The sequence below is a fragment of the Natronorubrum sulfidifaciens JCM 14089 genome (assembly GCF_000337735.1).
Classification (GTDB): domain Archaea; phylum Halobacteriota; class Halobacteria; order Halobacteriales; family Natrialbaceae; genus Natronorubrum; species Natronorubrum sulfidifaciens.
In genome coordinates, this window is sequence record NZ_AOHX01000002.1 from 77,452 (window position 1) to 93,001 (window position 15,550).

The 15,550-nt window shown below is 62.5% G+C and carries 13 protein-coding genes; 4 read left to right on the forward strand and 9 right to left on the reverse strand.

What is annotated here, in order from left to right; all coding sequences use genetic code 11:
- Positions 1-45: 45 nt before the first annotated feature.
- Entirely contained in the window at positions 46-1,737 is a 1,692-nt protein-coding gene (locus C495_RS00575) for a helicase HerA domain-containing protein (RefSeq protein WP_008158975.1), read from the reverse strand.
- A 1,004-nt stretch (positions 1,738-2,741) separates the two neighbouring features.
- On the opposite strand from C495_RS00575, the gene C495_RS00580 reads away from it, so the two are divergent.
- Together C495_RS00580 and C495_RS00585 are read left to right on the forward strand one after the other, a co-directional pair.
- A complete protein-coding gene (locus C495_RS00580) occupies positions 2,742-3,575 on the forward strand; it encodes a ParA family protein (protein WP_049890072.1) in 834 nt (277 codons plus the stop codon).
- On the forward strand, positions 3,568-3,990 hold the full coding sequence (locus C495_RS00585; protein ID WP_008158979.1) for a hypothetical protein: 423 nt from the start codon (positions 3,568-3,570) through the stop codon (positions 3,988-3,990). The genes C495_RS00580 and C495_RS00585 overlap by 8 nt, the downstream gene beginning before the upstream one ends.
- An 8-nt stretch (positions 3,991-3,998) precedes the next feature.
- Here the strand turns inward: C495_RS00585 and C495_RS00590 are convergent, their stop codons facing one another.
- A complete protein-coding gene (locus C495_RS00590; RefSeq protein ID WP_008158981.1) occupies positions 3,999-5,927 on the reverse strand; it encodes a DEAD/DEAH box helicase in 1,929 nt (642 codons plus the stop codon).
- 154 nt (positions 5,928-6,081) lie between these two features.
- Between C495_RS00590 and C495_RS00595 the strand changes: the two genes are divergently transcribed.
- Both C495_RS00595 and C495_RS00600 read left to right on the forward strand, forming a co-directional pair.
- Complete coding sequence (locus tag C495_RS00595; RefSeq protein ID WP_008158983.1) at positions 6,082-6,447, forward strand: DUF7857 domain-containing protein; 366 nt, start codon at positions 6,082-6,084, stop codon at positions 6,445-6,447.
- On the forward strand, positions 6,444-7,121 hold the full coding sequence (locus C495_RS00600; protein WP_008158984.1) for a MinD/ParA family ATP-binding protein: 678 nt from the start codon (positions 6,444-6,446) through the stop codon (positions 7,119-7,121). Before C495_RS00595 ends, C495_RS00600 begins: the two co-directional genes overlap by 4 nt.
- Positions 7,122-7,165: 44 nt before the next feature.
- Here the strand turns inward: C495_RS00600 and C495_RS00605 are convergent, their stop codons facing one another.
- The 7 genes from C495_RS00605 to C495_RS00635 form a co-directional block, all read right to left on the reverse strand.
- Positions 7,166-8,503, reverse strand: coding sequence for a DUF7125 family protein (locus C495_RS00605; protein WP_008158985.1), 1,338 nt, complete (start codon positions 8,501-8,503; stop codon positions 7,166-7,168).
- A 140-nt stretch (positions 8,504-8,643) separates the two neighbouring features.
- Positions 8,644-9,564 carry a DUF7283 family protein gene (locus tag C495_RS00610; RefSeq protein ID WP_008158986.1) on the reverse strand — a complete coding sequence of 307 codons (921 nt, stop codon included), beginning with the start codon at positions 9,562-9,564 and terminating at the stop codon, positions 8,644-8,646.
- Between the two features lie 65 nt (positions 9,565-9,629).
- Complete coding sequence (locus C495_RS00615; RefSeq protein ID WP_008158987.1) at positions 9,630-11,354, reverse strand: type II secretion system F family protein; 1,725 nt, start codon at positions 11,352-11,354, stop codon at positions 9,630-9,632.
- 6 nt (positions 11,355-11,360) lie between these two features.
- On the reverse strand, positions 11,361-13,316 hold the full coding sequence (locus C495_RS00620; RefSeq protein WP_049890074.1) for a type II/IV secretion system ATPase subunit: 1,956 nt from the start codon (positions 13,314-13,316) through the stop codon (positions 11,361-11,363).
- Positions 13,317-13,347: 31 nt separating this feature from the next.
- Complete coding sequence (locus C495_RS00625; protein WP_008158989.1) at positions 13,348-13,809, reverse strand: DUF7311 family protein; 462 nt, start codon at positions 13,807-13,809, stop codon at positions 13,348-13,350.
- Positions 13,806-14,423 carry a DUF7310 family coiled-coil domain-containing protein gene (locus tag C495_RS00630; protein ID WP_008158991.1) on the reverse strand — a complete coding sequence of 206 codons (618 nt, stop codon included), beginning with the start codon at positions 14,421-14,423 and terminating at the stop codon, positions 13,806-13,808. Before C495_RS00630 ends, C495_RS00625 begins: the two co-directional genes overlap by 4 nt.
- Positions 14,424-14,448: 25 nt before the next feature.
- The gene (locus tag C495_RS00635) at positions 14,449-15,513 is read right to left on the reverse strand and encodes an ATP-binding protein (protein ID WP_049890075.1); all 1,065 of its coding nucleotides are present in this window, start codon (positions 15,511-15,513) and stop codon (positions 14,449-14,451) included.
- Positions 15,514-15,550: the final 37 nt, after the last annotated feature.

The following is a 15,550-nucleotide window of genomic DNA, read 5'->3' on the forward strand; positions in this document are numbered from 1 at the left end:
TCTCTGACGGCGTGTAGGCTGGGCCTGAATCGCCGCCCGGAACGCTTACTCGGCGTTTGCCATCGCGTTCAGTTCCGATCGGATGTCGTCATCGAGCGTGTACGTCCGTTCGGCGGGTCGATCGAGAACGCCTTCGGTCCGCAACTCCGAGAGCAGTCCCTGCACTGCGACCGCCGATCGATCGACGCGGTCGGCGACGGCAACTGTCTCGAGCGCTCCGTTTCGGGCCAAGACCACGAGCGATTTTCGTGCTGTTTCGACGGTACACTGTGACTGGTCGGCCGCGCGCGTGAGTCGGTCGTTGATCCACTCCCCGTCGAAGTCCGCCTCGTCAATCGCTGTCGTCGCTGGCGTGGTGACCGGTGACCGATCGCTGGTCGCCATCTCTTCCCTCTCATCCTCCGCAGTCGACTCCCCGAACGGCGTGTAGCCGAACTCGATCTCGTCACCGCCAGCCTGAATAATCGTCGACTCCGCCGTGGCGTCTCTCTCCTGTGTCGTCTCGAGGTCGGTCACTCGCTCTCGCAGCCGTTTGTTTTCCCCGCGCAGGCGCTCTATCGTCTCCGCTCGCGAGTCGAGTTTTGCCTCGAGCGTTTCGATCCGATCGTCTCTCTCGGCGAGTGTCGACTCGAGGTCGTCCCGCTCGGTCTCGAGGGCGTGGAGTTCGTCGTGGAGTCGCCGTTGTTCGTCCTCTGGCAGTTGTGTCTGAACGGTGTTCGGTCCCGTCAGCGCATCCGCCATCTGCTTGGCCGCACTCGAGACGTCCCGGGCCGACTCGAGGTCGGCTTCCAGTGTCTCGATGCGTTTTTCTTTTTTCTCGAGTTCGTTCTCGAGTTCGAGGATACGGTTTTCCTCGTGTTGCTTTCGCTCCGAGATGTCTTGGAGGTCGCCAACGAGCGCATCGGAGACGGACTTCAGTTCGGGCCGTTCGAAGTCGTCGAGTCCGGGCGTCGCGCCCGCGTCGAAGGTCCGTTTTCGACGGAACTGGACCTTTCGGACATCCGTTTCGGTCCAGTCGGTCTGAACGAACGCCTGTCCGTCGTTGAGTTCCGAGACGAGTTCCGAGTACTCGGTGTCGATGATTCGGCCGACGACCTTAGTGTCGTTATCCCATGTCAACCGGTGCCAGACGAGCCAGTTCGCCTGCGTGATGAAATCCTTCTTGACGTCGGCTGGTCGCTGGCTGATCCCGAGGATGCCGAGGCCGTGCTTGCGCCCGCGCTTGCTGATCTTGATCAACAGGTTCCCCGTCTCGCCGACGCCGCCACCCTCTGGAATGTACTCGTGGACCTCCTCGACGACCAGCAGGAAGGGCTTTTTCAGCTTCTTCTCTTTGACGAACAGCTGGCGGGCGATCTTCCGCAGGAGTTCGTCCGCAACCTCTTCGTCGAGGTAGCCCGAGACGTCGAGGATCACCGGGACGTTCTCCTCGAGTGCCAGCGACGCCATCTGTTCGGCGTGTTCCGGCCCGATTTGGATGTCACACTCCTCGTCGGCCCCGGCGTGGAGCATCTCGTACTCCTCTTTCAGCCCGTAGTACTCGCCGTCGGTGTCGACGATCAACAGCGGAAAGCCCGCCTCGAGTAACTCCTCGGCGATGACCGATGCCGTGTTCGACTTTCCAGAGCCCGACTTTCCGGTGACGAATCCGCGGCCGGTCAGCAACTCAACGACGGGCAGGTACAAGTCCTGTCTGTCGGCCGTCTCGCCGACGAGAATCTCACGTTGGTCGCTCACCAGCCCATCACCGTCGACACCTGCGACGCGTTCATATATTTTATACTCCGAACACTGACCCTTGAATATTGGCCTCGCGCGTGATGATCCGTGTGTGCGACCGCTGTGGTGAGTTCTCGCCCGACACTCTCTAAACAGCCCACACTTTTCACACAGTGTACACAGTGTATACGATGTACACGGTTCACACTGTTTGCACGTCACCAAGGGTTCGTTGTATCCGTCCGACTGCGACACTGGTTGATCGCTCACCGAATCACACTGTGTAGATCTTTTACACCGTGTATGCAGTTTCATTGATGCTCGCAGAACAGTTGCGACGACACTCGAGTCTCGAATGTGAACCTGCCTCGATTCGGTTTGGCTACGAACTGCTCGAGCGTTCCGAACGCCCTCTGCGGGACATACTGTTTACGCTGTTCGGACAGTTTACACTTTGTACACGGTGTATACTTTCTAAACTATCTAAACTTTCTAATTGAGATGTCTAACACGGAACTGTCCTACACCCCATCAGAACTCGACTATGGATAGCTTCTGGTACACCGTTCACACGGTGTCGTCCAATTTGACAGGTACACGGTGTAGACAGTGTAGAATGTGTAGACTGTTTTCCGCTACTGTTAAGTCCGATTGATTGAATGATAGGCGTGTTACTCGCCACAGCAGACTGGTTCACTCTCAACTGGACATCGCACAATGTTTCTACCGTGTACACGCTGTCAGACGCTCGCACACCGTCGCCGGGTCGGACAGTCGTTCGATCGCTCGAGACCGATGCTAACCGAACGGTCTACGCACTCCAGACGGCTTACACAGTTCACACTGTGTAGACGGTGTTCGAGTTCGAACCTGCTCGGCTCGTCCCGGTCTCGGCGGTATTTCTCCGAACAGTGTCCACGGTCTACACAGTGTCAACCGTCTCGACCTCGAGCACCGTGTTCGATTTCCGAACGGTCGGCACCGTCCACGCAGTTGCTGTGGCGACTGAGGTGTTCTTACGAATGACGACACAGACCCCACGCGCCGTCAGCGTCGCCCTCCAGAAAGGCGGCGTCGGCAAAACGACCATCGCGATCAATCTCGCGGAACGACTCGCTAACCGAGACAACGACGTCTTGCTCGTCGACTTGGACCAGCAGGGCAACGCCACCGAAGGTGTCGGGCTGAGCGAAGCCTACACGAGCGATGTCCACCTTGGCGATGTTCTGGAAGATGGTTCGGAGACATCGCTCGAGGACGTGATCCGTTCGACCGACGCCTTCGACGTGTTGCCGGCCCACGAGGACTTAGACAGCGTCGAAAACAGCATTCGAAGCGCGACCTTTGGCGAGTTGTGGATCAGAAACGAGATCGTCGACCCGGTGTTGGGCGAGGAGTACGACTACGTCGTCGTTGACTCGCCGCCGAACCTCGGTCCGCTCGCCGATGCCTCGCTGATCTCGACACAGAACGTTATCGTCCCGCTGCGGATGAGCGAACCAAGCGTTAGCGGCTTCGAGCGCATGTACACCCAACAGATCGGCCCGATCCGCAAGGAGATCGACCTCGACATTCTCGCGATCGTTCCGAACTCGCTCGCCGGCGACAACGAGGAAAAGCGAATCATCGGCGATCTCGAGGAGTCTCAGTTCGGCGACTTCCTCCCGTCGTTCGCTCGGTCGGACCACTTCGACGATCCCGATTCGCCCGGCCCCGGCCTCCGCGAGCGGATCGCGTTCAAACGGGCGTGGCGCGAGGGCGTCCCGCTTGCGGCGTACGACCCGGACAACGACATGCTCGAGCGACTCGACGAACTGGCGGCGACCGTCGAACGCGGAGGTGTCGACGATGCCTGAGGACAACCGGTTCGCCGGGCTCAGCGAGGCCGTCGACGAGGACGATTCTGACGATTCCGTTGACGAGTCGACGAGCGACGGTGACTCGAGTGCGACGACGGTCGAGTACGATTCGGCCGCGGACGAAACAGCGATCGACGACGAACCGTCCGCCGACAGCGCCGACGGCGAATCGACCGACGTCGACGACCCCACCGCGTTTCCGTTCGACGCGACGGAAAAGAAGACGGTGTATGTCCGTCCCGAAACGATCGACGCACTCGAGGACGCGCGGGCGCTAGTCGACGCCCAGTTGCGAACCGACCACGACGTTCGCGATCTGACCGGTCGGGAGTTCTACGACGCGGTCTTCCGGCTCGCAGCCGCCGATACCGACGGCTTGATCGAGGAACTGCTCGAGGCCCGCGAGGAGTAGCCCCCACGTTACTCGTCGCCGCTGTCGGCTTCGCGACTGCGGTCGACTGTCTGCTCTCGGATCGTCATCCCCTTACGACCGAGATGCTGGAGCTGTTTTCGGGCGAAATCCTCCTCGCGCGTGCCGTAGGTCGCGAGCACGTACACGAGCGCGCCGCCAGCCGGCCGCATCGTTCGGCCAGCCCGCTGGGTTCCCTGCCGTCGCGAGCCACCCAGTCCCGAGGCGATGATCGCGAGGTCGGCCGTCGGCAGGTCGATCCCCTCGTCGCCGACGCGGGAGATGATCAGCAGGTCGCGCTCGTTTCGTCGGAACTCCTCGAGCAACCGGCGTCGCTCGTGGTGGGGCGTTTCCCCGCTGAGGAAGGGAACGTCGAGCGCGGCCGCGAGGTCCCGTCCCTGCTCGAGGTAGTCGACGAAGACGATCGCCTTCGAGTCGGGGTGGGCCGAGAGCAGGTATCGGACGTCGTCGATCTTCCCGCGATTTTTGGCTGCGATTCGGTACTTCTCGCGGCCGTCGGCGGAGACGTAGGCGTTTTGCTGTTCGTCGTCACCCCACGGCACGTAGCGGATCTCGAGTTCCGGTTCGGCGACGAAGCCGGCCTCGAACAGCGCCTCCCAGTCGGTGCCGATCGGTGGGCCAACGAGCGTGAAGATCTCGGTCTGGCGGTCGTCTTCCCGGATCGGGCTGGCGGAGAGCCCGAGTCGATGACGAGACTGGAGGTGCGTACTCCGCCGGTAGACGTCCGAAGGGACGTGCTGGCACTCGTCGAAGACGACCAGTCCCCACTCGCGGTCGTCGAACAGCGACCGATGGCGGTCCATGCCAGCGATCTGGTAGGTCGCGATCGTGACCGGGCGAACCTCCTTTCGGCCCCCGTGGTACTGCCCGATCTGATGGGGCTCGAGGGAAGTGTACTCTGCGATCGACTCGGCCCACTGGCGCGCGAGATCCCGACTCGGGACGAGCACGAGCGTTTCCCCGCCGACGTGGGCCATCGCCCCCATCGCCGCGATCGTCTTCCCACTGCCCGGCGGGCCGACGAACACACCCTCACCGGCCTCGGCGAAGCGGTCGACCCACGTTTGCTGGTAGTCCCGCAGGCGTACCTCGAGGTCGATCGAGAGCGACTCGCCGGCCTCGAGATCCCGGTGGTCCTGAACCGGATAACCCGCTTCGTAGAGGATGCGCTTGATGGCTGCTTCTGCGCCCTCTCGTACCCAGTCTTCGGTCTCGGAGATCGGCGCGTGGACGTGTTCCTCGTCGAGTTTCTGTCGGGCGACGTTGCCCATCACTTCGGGCGTTTTGGCCTCGAGCACCGTGTAGCCGTCCTCGTGGGTCGCCAGTCGGAACTGATGGGCGCGATCCCATTGGCTCTCGACCCACTCCTCGAGCGCATTCGAGCGCTGGCCCAGTGCCTGTCGCATCGTCCGCGCGAGACCCTCGAAACTGTCGTGGGGGGCCTGCCAGATGTCCTCCGGGCGGACAACGTACCGGTAGCCGTCCTCTCCGTTGCCGTCCGCGAGGTGGGCGAACTGCGAGAGTTGGGCCCGCGTGAACTGCTCCGGTCGGTCGACGATTATCTCGCGGCGTTTCGGAAAGACGACCACGCGTTCCCGGTCGGTCAGGTCCTCGAGTTCACTGGGATACCAGACGACGGGATCGGTTTCCACGGCCAGTCGCTCGATGTCGCCGCGGGCTGTGAGCCCCACCAGCGCCTCGCTGGCCGTCTCGTGTGGGAGTTCGAGAGCCTGTGCGACGGACGCGGCGGTGAGCACGGGACGTCCCGCCTGCTGGCACGCGTCGTGGAACTCGTCGAGTGACAATTCTTCCAGTTCCTGTTCACCCTCGAGATCGTCCGCTGGCGGCTCGTCGCCGGCGTCTTCGCCGGTCGAGTGGTCGTCGGTATCGGGCGCATCCGGGGAGCGTTCGTCAGTCACTGGCCGGTCTAACGGCGGTATGGGTAAACCGATTTCGTTCATCGAGCGCCGCCCCGTCGTCGTATCGGTCGCCTCTCGGAATCGCGCTGTGATTCGAGGGCCGGTCTCTCTCTCGGTGCTGTAATTTATACGAGAACACGCACCCAACCTCGGCATGGTTCATCTCGAGTGGGAAACCGATCGTCGGAACGGCGTCACGTTCGTCTCGGCGATCGTACACAACGAGCAGCCAACACCACAGACCGTCCGCCTCGAGAGTCGATTCGACGGACCAACGTGGTCGCCCCGAGGAGACGCTGACACCGCTCTCGAATGGGACGGCGATCTCTGGACGGGAACGATCGCCCCGAAACGCCATCGTGGCGTGGGTTTTGCAACGCCAGCAGCGCCAGTGGAGCCGCCACTCGAACTCGTCGACGCATCTCGCACATCGGATACTACCGGAACTGAATCCGAGGCAGTGGTTCAGTCTCTCGACGAGTGGCAACCACCAAGAGACGTTCTGACCCGGATTCCATGATCGTCGCCGTGACTGGTGGCAAAGGCGGCGTCGGCAAGACCACGGTGGCGCTAAACCTGGCTCGAGAACTCGACGCCGTCGTCGTCGACGCCGATCTCACAACACCCGACCTCCCGCGCAGTGGTGGGCCTGATCTGCACGACCTCTTGGCCGGGCGCGCGAAGCCGCGTGAAGCACTCACACAAATTGGTTCTGTGCGTGTCCTCTCTGCAGGCAGAACGCTCGCCGGTACACGCGCGGCCAAGCTGACGGCGTTCCCTGAAATCGTCGACCGGGTTGAACGCCGATGTGGACACGTCGTCGTCGACTGTCCGGCAGGGCTGGCCCGTGACGTTGGCATCGCACTCGACAGCGCCCACGTCGCGGTGCTCGTCACCACGCCGACCGAGCCGGCGGTGGTCGATGCACTTCGGACGCGCCAGCTTGCACTCGAGCTCGAGACGCCAATCGCAGCGGTCGTCCTCAATCGGACGTCGACTATCGACACCGAGCGCTTCGACCGCAATTTCGCCGCGCCGACGATCGCGATCGACGAACTGTCGACCGTTGTTGAGGCACAACGACAGTGGCGTCCGGTTCGAGATGTCGATCCAACGTGTTCGGCCGTTGAAAACTTCGAAACGATCGCGCGGTCTGTCGAACGCTGCGAGCAACGCCGTTCTCGTCACCGCTGACACGACCTATACACGTACCGTCATCGTTCTGTCTCCGGAGTCGCTTACGCTGTTTCGAGTCCCGGCTCGATCGGTATCGGCTTCGAGTCGTCGAACGCGAGCTCGATCGTCGCCGTCATCGTACTGTCGGCGCGAAACTTCCGTACGGACAGTTCGTGTCTCACGTCTCGACCGGATTCCGCTATCGTCGTCTGAAGATCGAAGACGGCGTCGACGGCATGGATCGTCTCTACTCGATTGGCCGGCGGTGTCGGCTCAGTCAAACAGTGTAGCACGGCGATACTCTCACACTCGACCATCCGCTCTTTGAGATCGTTCAGAAACGAGACGTACGCTCGCCTCTCGTGGCGCTCGAGTCCGGCAATCGGGTCGATAAGCAGGGTGACTCCTGCTGGGAGTGTCTCGAGCAGTTCCGTCGCGTCCTCGAGTGTGTCTGCACCTGTGAGGTGGCGGATCGTTGGGGACCCGGTCTCCACTGTGGTCGATTCGATCGCTCGGCAGACGTTCGCTCTCGACCGCGCAGTCGAGAGATACAGCGTTCCCCGGGGTGCAGTCAGCTGATACAGCAATTGTTCCGACTGACTCGCTGGTGGGGCTGAAAACGCCACCACTGATCCCGGCGTGAGCCCACCACCGAGGGCGTGATCGAGCGCAGTGATTCCCGTCGGAAGCAACTCGTCATCGTACTCCGGTGGCGTCCGAGCCGTCGCATTCCGTCTCTGTAGCGTCTTGATAATCTCTCCGTATGCGTGCTGTGTCGCCTCGTCCGTCAGCGGCGTCTCCGTCTCGGGGATTAGTCCCAGTATCGGAACGTTGACCCACGACTCAATCGCATCTGGGACCGTCTCACACCGATTCAGTACGGCTCCGAGCACTGGCACTTCGAGCCTGCGAGCCATCTCTACTGTCGTCTCCGCAGCGTTGATGCTGCGTTCGGTCGCGGTCGTCACGACGATCACGCCATCGGCGGCCGACAGCGGTTCGACGACGTCCGGCCCCGCGCCCGACGGACAATCGACAAACGGCTGGACCGTCTTCGACTCGAGGCGCTCGAGCACTGACTCGATCGCGCCCCGTTCCGACGGTGTCGGGGCCGGAACGATCCCTGCGTTCGACGCTCGCGGACTCCGTTGGGCGATCGACTGGAGTTCGGTAGCCGTCTTTGTAGGCGACGTATCGCCCGAGTTCGTTGGTTTCCCAGTCGGCTCGAGTGCCGCAAGCGTCGGCTCGCGGTCGACTCCTGCCGTGACATGGAGATTCGGGAGTTGCCGGTCGGCATCAATCGCAACTGATGCCATCCCTGCTCGGGCGAACGCCTCGGTGAGCCCGATCGTCGTTACTGTCTTGCCACAGCCGCCTTTCGATCCAGCGATAGCGATCATGCCGACACTGGGTCGCCTTCCTTTTTGAACCTCAGCACCGTGGGCGTCCGTGATAGCTGTCTTCGCTGGTCGCCGGCCCGCCCGAGCTGTCACGTCTGTCTGCCACTCGCACCCGGGACCCGTCTGATACTGATTCGGCCCTATGCGCTCACGATCGTCACGTGATACGCTCCGGTTTCGGGATGGCGAGTAAGCCAGTCGACGTCGCTTGCAACGTCATCGGCTGTGGGTCCGGTCGAACAGAGATCTCGACTTCGCCCATCGCGCTCGAGCGTTCCGCTGCACGCCCGCGAGCCGTCGACCGACACCTCGAGTTCGATCGGGTACCGAAGCGCGTTCGTATCCGACTCGTCGTCCGGAAAGAGTTCGATATCGACTTCCCCGGTTTCGTCTGCCCGCACCGTTGTCGTCGCCTCTCGAGTTTGTGGATCGGTGCCGTGGTTCGCGTGGCGCGTTCCGGAGAACACGAACTCCAGTTCACGGCCCGGATCGACGGTGTGTGTGATCGAGACATCGGTCGCGTACGAACTTCTGCCGCTCGGGTCATCCGGAGCAGTGCCGCGCGCTGACACCGCGTGCACTGATCCCGCCTCAACGCGCACCGTTCGGACGGCGAGTTCGCCGTTTGCCGTTTGCCACTCGCCGTTGTCCTCGGCGGCGGCGACGACATCCTCGAGAAACTCGCCACCGGCGTCTCGCTGGTCGCTTTGGTGAGCGTCGCTGTACTCGGACTCAATCGGTGTGCCGTGGGCGATCGTCTCGAGGCGTTCATCGCCGAGAACGGGGACGAACGATCCGTAGGCAAGACTCGAGTGCGTTGTGCCGTGCTCGTTTCGTAACGAGACGGTAGGTCGATCGAATTTGACCTCGTCGGCGTCGTGGTCGTACGACGCGCTGGCGTCGTGTATGCTTCCCGTTGTCCGTTCGATCGTGTTCGCAGCTTGATTTGCGTCCGGTGGCAGCCCCGTCGGAAAGCTGAGTGCCAGCCCGGCGACGGCCACACTGACGAGGGCGACGGCTACCCAGACGAACCATGCATCGGCGGGTGCCTCCCAATCCATACGTGGAGTGGTCGCGGATTCGTATGTAAACCTCCGCAGCGAGGCTGGTGCTGACCGGCTGCAGGTCAGAGGATGATCCCGATCCCGCCGACCGTCACGACGTACAGTATCATCGAGGAAACGAGCGCGCGGCCGACGTGATAGCCGATGAGCGCCCGATCGACACCGTGTTTGAGCGCGATCGAAAGCGGTAGCAAAATCCCACACAGCATGACGAGATAGATGCCGACGACGACTGCAAGTGATTCGACCGGGAAGGCGGCTGCATCGACCGTACCCGAAGTGAACAGCGCCTCGTTGGACATCATCGCTGCCATGCCGACGGTCGCGCCGGCGACCAGCGGCGCGAAGTACGCAGCCGTGTTGTCGAGCGTTCCGGTCACGTTCGAGAGGCGCTGTTTGGTCTCGGCTTCGACGTCGGCGAGTTCCTCTAAGTGGTCGGCCATCGACACGATCGCACGGCCGGCGGGTTTTCCCTCGTCCGAGGCGATTGCGAGCAGGGCAGCCGTCCCTCGAGCTCGAGGGCTGGGGACGTCTCGTAGAGCACCGTACTGCCCGAGAAAGGCCGACTCTACGCCGACGTGGAGCCGTTGCTGGACGCCAGCAGCGTGTTCGAAGACCGTCCCCGTTTCGGCTGGGACGCGCTCTGCCGCGAGCTCAATTGCTGACTCGACGGATTCGCCCTCGGCAACCTGTCGGCCGACGATATACAGGGCGTCAGTGAGATGTGCTTCGACATCTCGGACGTAGTGTCTCACGGACAGAATCGGGCTGTAGACGGCCAGCAGAACGACGCCAATGCTGAGTCCGACGGCGACAACTGGTGCGAGATGGGCCGGGCCGACTGTGACCGTCGCCGCGTAGCTTCCAACGCCTGCGAACAGTCCCCACACTGCACGAAGCCAGAGTCGATCCGGAACGTCTGGATGGGCGTGTTCGACCTTCGGCGGTGGAAACGCGACTGGGCGGCGAACGAGCAACCAGCCGCTTGCGACGATCAGACAGGCCGGGAGGACGACGTTGTATACCAAGACGATGATCCAGATATTGATCGCAAAGCCAACCATCGGAATGGCTGGAACGAGTGCGATGAGTGCGAGCGGAATCATGACCCCAAACGCGAACAGGCCGTTCGTCGGAGCTCGGATCGACGACGTAAACGCTGCCATCTGGCTTCGCGTGCCATTGAGAACGGCCGCGAGCGCCCGATCGAGTGTACGTCCCCGTTCCGCTTCCGGCGCTTCCTGTGCTGTCGCAAGCAGATGCGCCGACCGTCGCACAGCCGGAAACCACTCGGCCCACTCCGTTGCAAACGAGAGCAACCCCGTCTCCGGCGTTCCCATCGCCCGGTCGGTATGCGCGGCGAGGCTGTCCGCCAGCGGACCGGTTCCGGTGTCGGCTGCAAACCGGACGGCGCTCTCGAGTGCTGGCTGGACTTGCATGCGAAGGACGATTCGACCGATGAGGTTCGGCGTTGCACCGAGTGCTTCAGTTCGATGGAACGCCGCCTGAATATGGGGTATCGAGTGGACGGTGTGAATCACCGAAAGCGGCGTCACGAGTGCGAAAAACAGCACGAACAGAAGTGGTGCACCAGTAAGCGCTAGTAGCAGTGGAACGAGTGTTGCGACGATGCCGGCACCGTAGCCTGCTCGAACGATCGTCTCGGCGTCGTGTGGCGAGCCGACGAACGAGAGTGCATCCACCAACTCGTCGTTGTCGGCATCGACGTCGGACGGGTAGAGCGCGGCGAGTCCTCGAATGATCACCGCGAGTGACAGTCCTCCCATCGTCGATTACCCGTCCTCGAGTCGCCGGCCGGCGTAGGCTGTGGCCACCTCCCGTGGACGTGTTCGCCCAGCATCCGCGAGGGTTTCGGTCCGTGTCGCTCGTTCGTCGATCGCCGCCCGAACGTCGGCGTACGTCTCGGTCGGTCTGGCGAGTTGGTTGACGACCCGGCTTTCACCGCGGTCGATCCGGCCAGTTGGAACGGCCCGTGTCCCCTCGAGTTTGAACAACGACTCGAACCAGATGTCGTCACCGTCGGTGACGACCTCCTCGATGCTGGCAAGCCGTCGTGTTCGCCCGGTTGCGGTTCGATGTGCCTGTACCGTGACCACGAGATCAGTCGTGCTGAACGAGGACGGGGCGACGCCTAGATCGGAGACGACGCGTTCGTAGACATCCCCGGCCCCGTCGCCGTGGATCGTGCCGAGAACCGCGTTCGCGTTGGCCCCGACTCGCATCGCTTCGTACAGCACCTGTGCTTCGTCGCCCCTAATCTCGCCGACGACGAGTGCGCCATCGCCGAGCCGAAGTGCTGTTTTGAGCGCGTCTTTGGGTGTAATTTCGGGCCCGTCACCGCTTCCGGTTCGAAGTGCCTGTACGTCTCGACCGACGGATTGGAGCGCCTCGACCGGGAGCTCGGGAGTGTCCTCGATCAAGACGGTTCGAGTACCCGGGGTGAGTTCGTACAGCAACGTGCCGAGCAACGTCGTCTTCCCCGACCCTCGAGTCCCGGCGATCAGTGCGGCGGCGTTTCGTTCGACGGCAACCGAGAGAAACGCTGCCACCTCGGCTGGCATGGTTCCGTTCGCGACGAGGCCCGGTAGCGTGAACCGGTCGGCCGCGCGTTCTCGGAAGGCGAAAGCGACGCCATCGGCGACCGGATCGGTGACGCCAGCGACGCGGACCCCGGTTCCGTTCTCGAGAGCTGCCGTGGCGTCGACTGTCGGATTTGCTCGCGAGAATGCGCGTCCGCTGGTCCGGCGAACGCGGGAGGCGAGTGCCCGTGCACCGTCTTGGGTCAGAAAGACGTTCGTCGCCATCGATTCGCCGTCGACGACGACGCGGACTGGGTTCCGCGCGACTGGCGACGTGACGTAGACATCGCTTACTCGCTGATCCGCAAACAGATCCTCGAGGATTCCATAGCCTGCCGTATGCTTTCTGAGCACGGTGGTGAGCAGCGGGTCGGCTGACTCGTCGCTTCCCTGCTCGAGCGCTTGCGATGCGACGCGGTCGCCCTCGACTGCTCCCTCGGCGATCGCTTCGTAGCCGTCGACGAGGCGTCTCCGTTCTGCGCTCGTCAGCGAGAGATCGACGATATCGAGGACGTAGTGTGGCACACCATCCTGTCTCGTATAAATTCGGACGTCAGTGCCCGTATCGAGCGTTCGCACGTCTCTGAGTCGAGTTCCGTCGCCGATCGATGGGTCAAGACGGTAGTGACCGATGGTGAGTCCAACGGTCGGTGAAAACGCGTCCTCGTAGCTATCGAGTCCCTGCGCAGCGCGTGTGAGTCCAGCGTCGATCCCGATATCGGCGACTGGACCGACCCGCATCGTCACTTCGTCCGCGATCGCGAGTGGGTCATCCAGCGCCGTCATCGTCAGTCGGTCGTTCCGCTCACCGAGGCGATCGACGAACCGGCCGGCTGAACTGCAGAGGCCGACGCCACGGCCACGATACTGGCGCTCGAGGCCGTTGCTCCGAACGACGATCCGACTCGCGTCTCGATCAGTTAACGCGTCGACGACGGTTCGGCGACACGCGGCCGCCGTCGCCAACTGGCCGTCGCAGTCGCTTGCCTCGAGGACGAGTGTGTCGCCGTCGAACGACACGTGACACGAACAGCCACCTGACGAGTCGTCCTCGCTGCCGAATCGATCGATACGACTGGCGAGTACTCCACGGATGTCCCGCCTATCGATGATCGAACGAAGCCCGTTTGTTGTCCCGTCCTGTGTCATGGCGACACTGGCCGCGTATTCTGATATAAACTCACGGATGACTCGCGACGATAACGGGATCTCCATTCGAATCCGAGTGGAGCGTGAGCACCACTTCGAACTCTCCTGGCCCATCGAACTCGATCGGTTCGGTGTCCGCTGGATCGAGCCAGACGACCCGTTCGTCGATGATCGTCTCCCGTGTCGTTCCGTCCTCGAGGACGTACCGAGCGTGGCTGAAGCTGCCGTTTTCGTGAGGAACGATCTCAAAGTGGTCGACAGCGGTGGTCGTCACTGATCGGGCCGGTACCGTCACCGTCACAACGCGCTGTGGATTGGGATGACTCGCTGGTGAGTGCTCCTCGGTTGCCACGGCCGTTGTTGCGTCGTCGATAGCTGCGATACTCGAGTCAACCGTTCGTTCGGTGTTCATCGTCGATCCACGGTCGAGGACAGGCATGGCAACCGCCAGCAGTGCGATCGTCAGCACAACGGCAAGCACGTATCGGATCACGGGAGCTTCGACCGAAGCGAGGCCAGTACACCCGCTCCTTCGCTCGAGTCAGCCGCCTGTTCTGGGGATGCTGAGTCAGCTGTCACACTGCTGTTGGTCGTCTCGATAGCGTCTGCGTCAGAGAGAACGTCTTCGGCGGTCCGTTCGACGGACGCCGACTCACTGGCCGCTCCAGCTCCCTTGCTGTCATCGTTCGCTCTGTTATCGCGACCGACTCGAGCGCTGGCTGGCTGGGATACGTTTTCCTCGTTGCTCTGAGTTTCGTCCGTCCATGCGAACTGGGTCGCTGCCTCTGATGGTGGACGCTCGTAGATCGTGCGCTCGAGTTCGTTGAGTCGGTACTCGAGTCGGTCGACAGCAGCCACGGCGGCGTCGGCCTGTCGCTCGACGGCATCATTGACCGACTCGACGTTTCCGGCGAAGCCGTCGAGGGCATCGACTTCTCCTTCGAGGGCAGCGATCCGGCGCTCGTGTGTCTCGATGCGTTCCTCGAGTCGGTCAACGTCGGCGGCGACCGTGGCCAACTCCTCAAGTTCGTCGATTGCGGTGTCGCCATCAGTGATGACGCGCTCGACGGCGGCCAGTCGCTGTTCGAGCCGGTCCCTGCGTGACATGGGCCGTCTGGGTTCGCCTTCGTATTTAAACCTCGATGTCGCTCGCTTGCGGACTGTCGCCGCCGTGGGCTGTCTCGCGCGTACGTATCTGTACTGCGTGGACCGTCTCCGTCGAATCGTCGACCACGACGACCTCGCCAGGTGCGTCCGGCAACCGGTCGGCATCGGCTAGCGAGCCGTTCATGTACGTCGGCTGGCTCGCTGCAAGCGCCTCGAGGTCTGACTGGGCGGTCAGTCGATGTGCGAACAAGAGGTCCGACTGCGAGAGACAGAGTTCAGGAACGGCGCTCGGACGCTGTGTTGCAGCGACGAGACTCACGCCGGGGGCACGACCACGCGTCAAAATGCGCTCGAGTGCGGGTTCGGCGACTCCCGAAAAGAAGGTGTGGGCCTCATCGAGCAACAGCCACGGCAGGCGCGCAATCGTCTCGGTGACGCGTGCCCGGTACAGTGCTTCGGCGACGCCCCGACAGACTGCGTTCATCGGTGCGCTCTCGAGGCCGGAGATATCGATGATCGTAATCTCCGGACCGGCAAGGTCGGCTGCCTCGAGGCCTGTCGCGTCGAAGACATCCCACGTGTCTGCGAGTCGAAGGTGATTTCGCGCAGCACGTTTGTCGACCAGCGGGGCGTCGGTGTCGTCGATCCGTGTCCGCATTTCGGCGATCGTTGACGACTGCTGTGCGGCCTGCCAGACCAGTCCTCCAGCACCCTGTTCAGGCGAAAGGCCAAGTAAGCCACACCACGACCGTGGATCGAGCGCAGTTGGTTTGACGGTCGGATCGTTGATCACCGTCGCCGGAATCTCGTCGTCACGTTCGACAGCCGTGTTCGGCTCCGCGAGTGTTTCGAACGCACCCATCGGGTCGATGATAACTGGTGCGAGCCCGGCTATTTTCGCGAGTTCTTCCGCGAGAACACCCATCGTATACGACTTTCCGTAGCCGCGTTTCCCGACAATCGTCACCGCGTGTGGCCCATCGAGATCACAGTAAAGCGGTGCGCCACTGGTGCCGTCCAGCGCACGATAGCGTCCGAGATGCCCGACTGGTCCACTGTCTCTGTCGCCGCGGCCGAGTACGAAACTCACGGCACCCACTCGGTTCGGCTTGCTATTTGAACGTTCG

Bases quoted from the DNA above. Each gene is read 5' to 3' on its own strand.
- C495_RS00630 (WP_008158991.1), bottom strand. From the start codon at position 14,423: ATGTCACGCAGGGACCGGCTCGAACAGCGACTGGCCGCCGTCGAGCGC.
- C495_RS00580 (WP_049890072.1), top strand. From the start codon at position 2,742: ATGACGACACAGACCCCACGCGCCGTCAGCGTCGCCCTCCAGAAAGGC.
- C495_RS00615 (WP_008158987.1), bottom strand. From the start codon at position 11,354: ATGGGAGGACTGTCACTCGCGGTGATCATTCGAGGACTCGCCGCGCTC.
- C495_RS00605 (WP_008158985.1), bottom strand. From the start codon at position 8,503: ATGATCGCTATCGCTGGATCGAAAGGCGGCTGTGGCAAGACAGTAACG.
- C495_RS00620 (WP_049890074.1), bottom strand. From the start codon at position 13,316: ATGACACAGGACGGGACAACAAACGGGCTTCGTTCGATCATCGATAGG.
- C495_RS00600 (WP_008158984.1), top strand. From the start codon at position 6,444: ATGATCGTCGCCGTGACTGGTGGCAAAGGCGGCGTCGGCAAGACCACG.
- C495_RS00595 (WP_008158983.1), top strand. From the start codon at position 6,082: ATGGTTCATCTCGAGTGGGAAACCGATCGTCGGAACGGCGTCACGTTC.
- C495_RS00610 (WP_008158986.1), bottom strand. From the start codon at position 9,564: ATGGATTGGGAGGCACCCGCCGATGCATGGTTCGTCTGGGTAGCCGTC.
- C495_RS00585 (WP_008158979.1), top strand. From the start codon at position 3,568: ATGCCTGAGGACAACCGGTTCGCCGGGCTCAGCGAGGCCGTCGACGAG.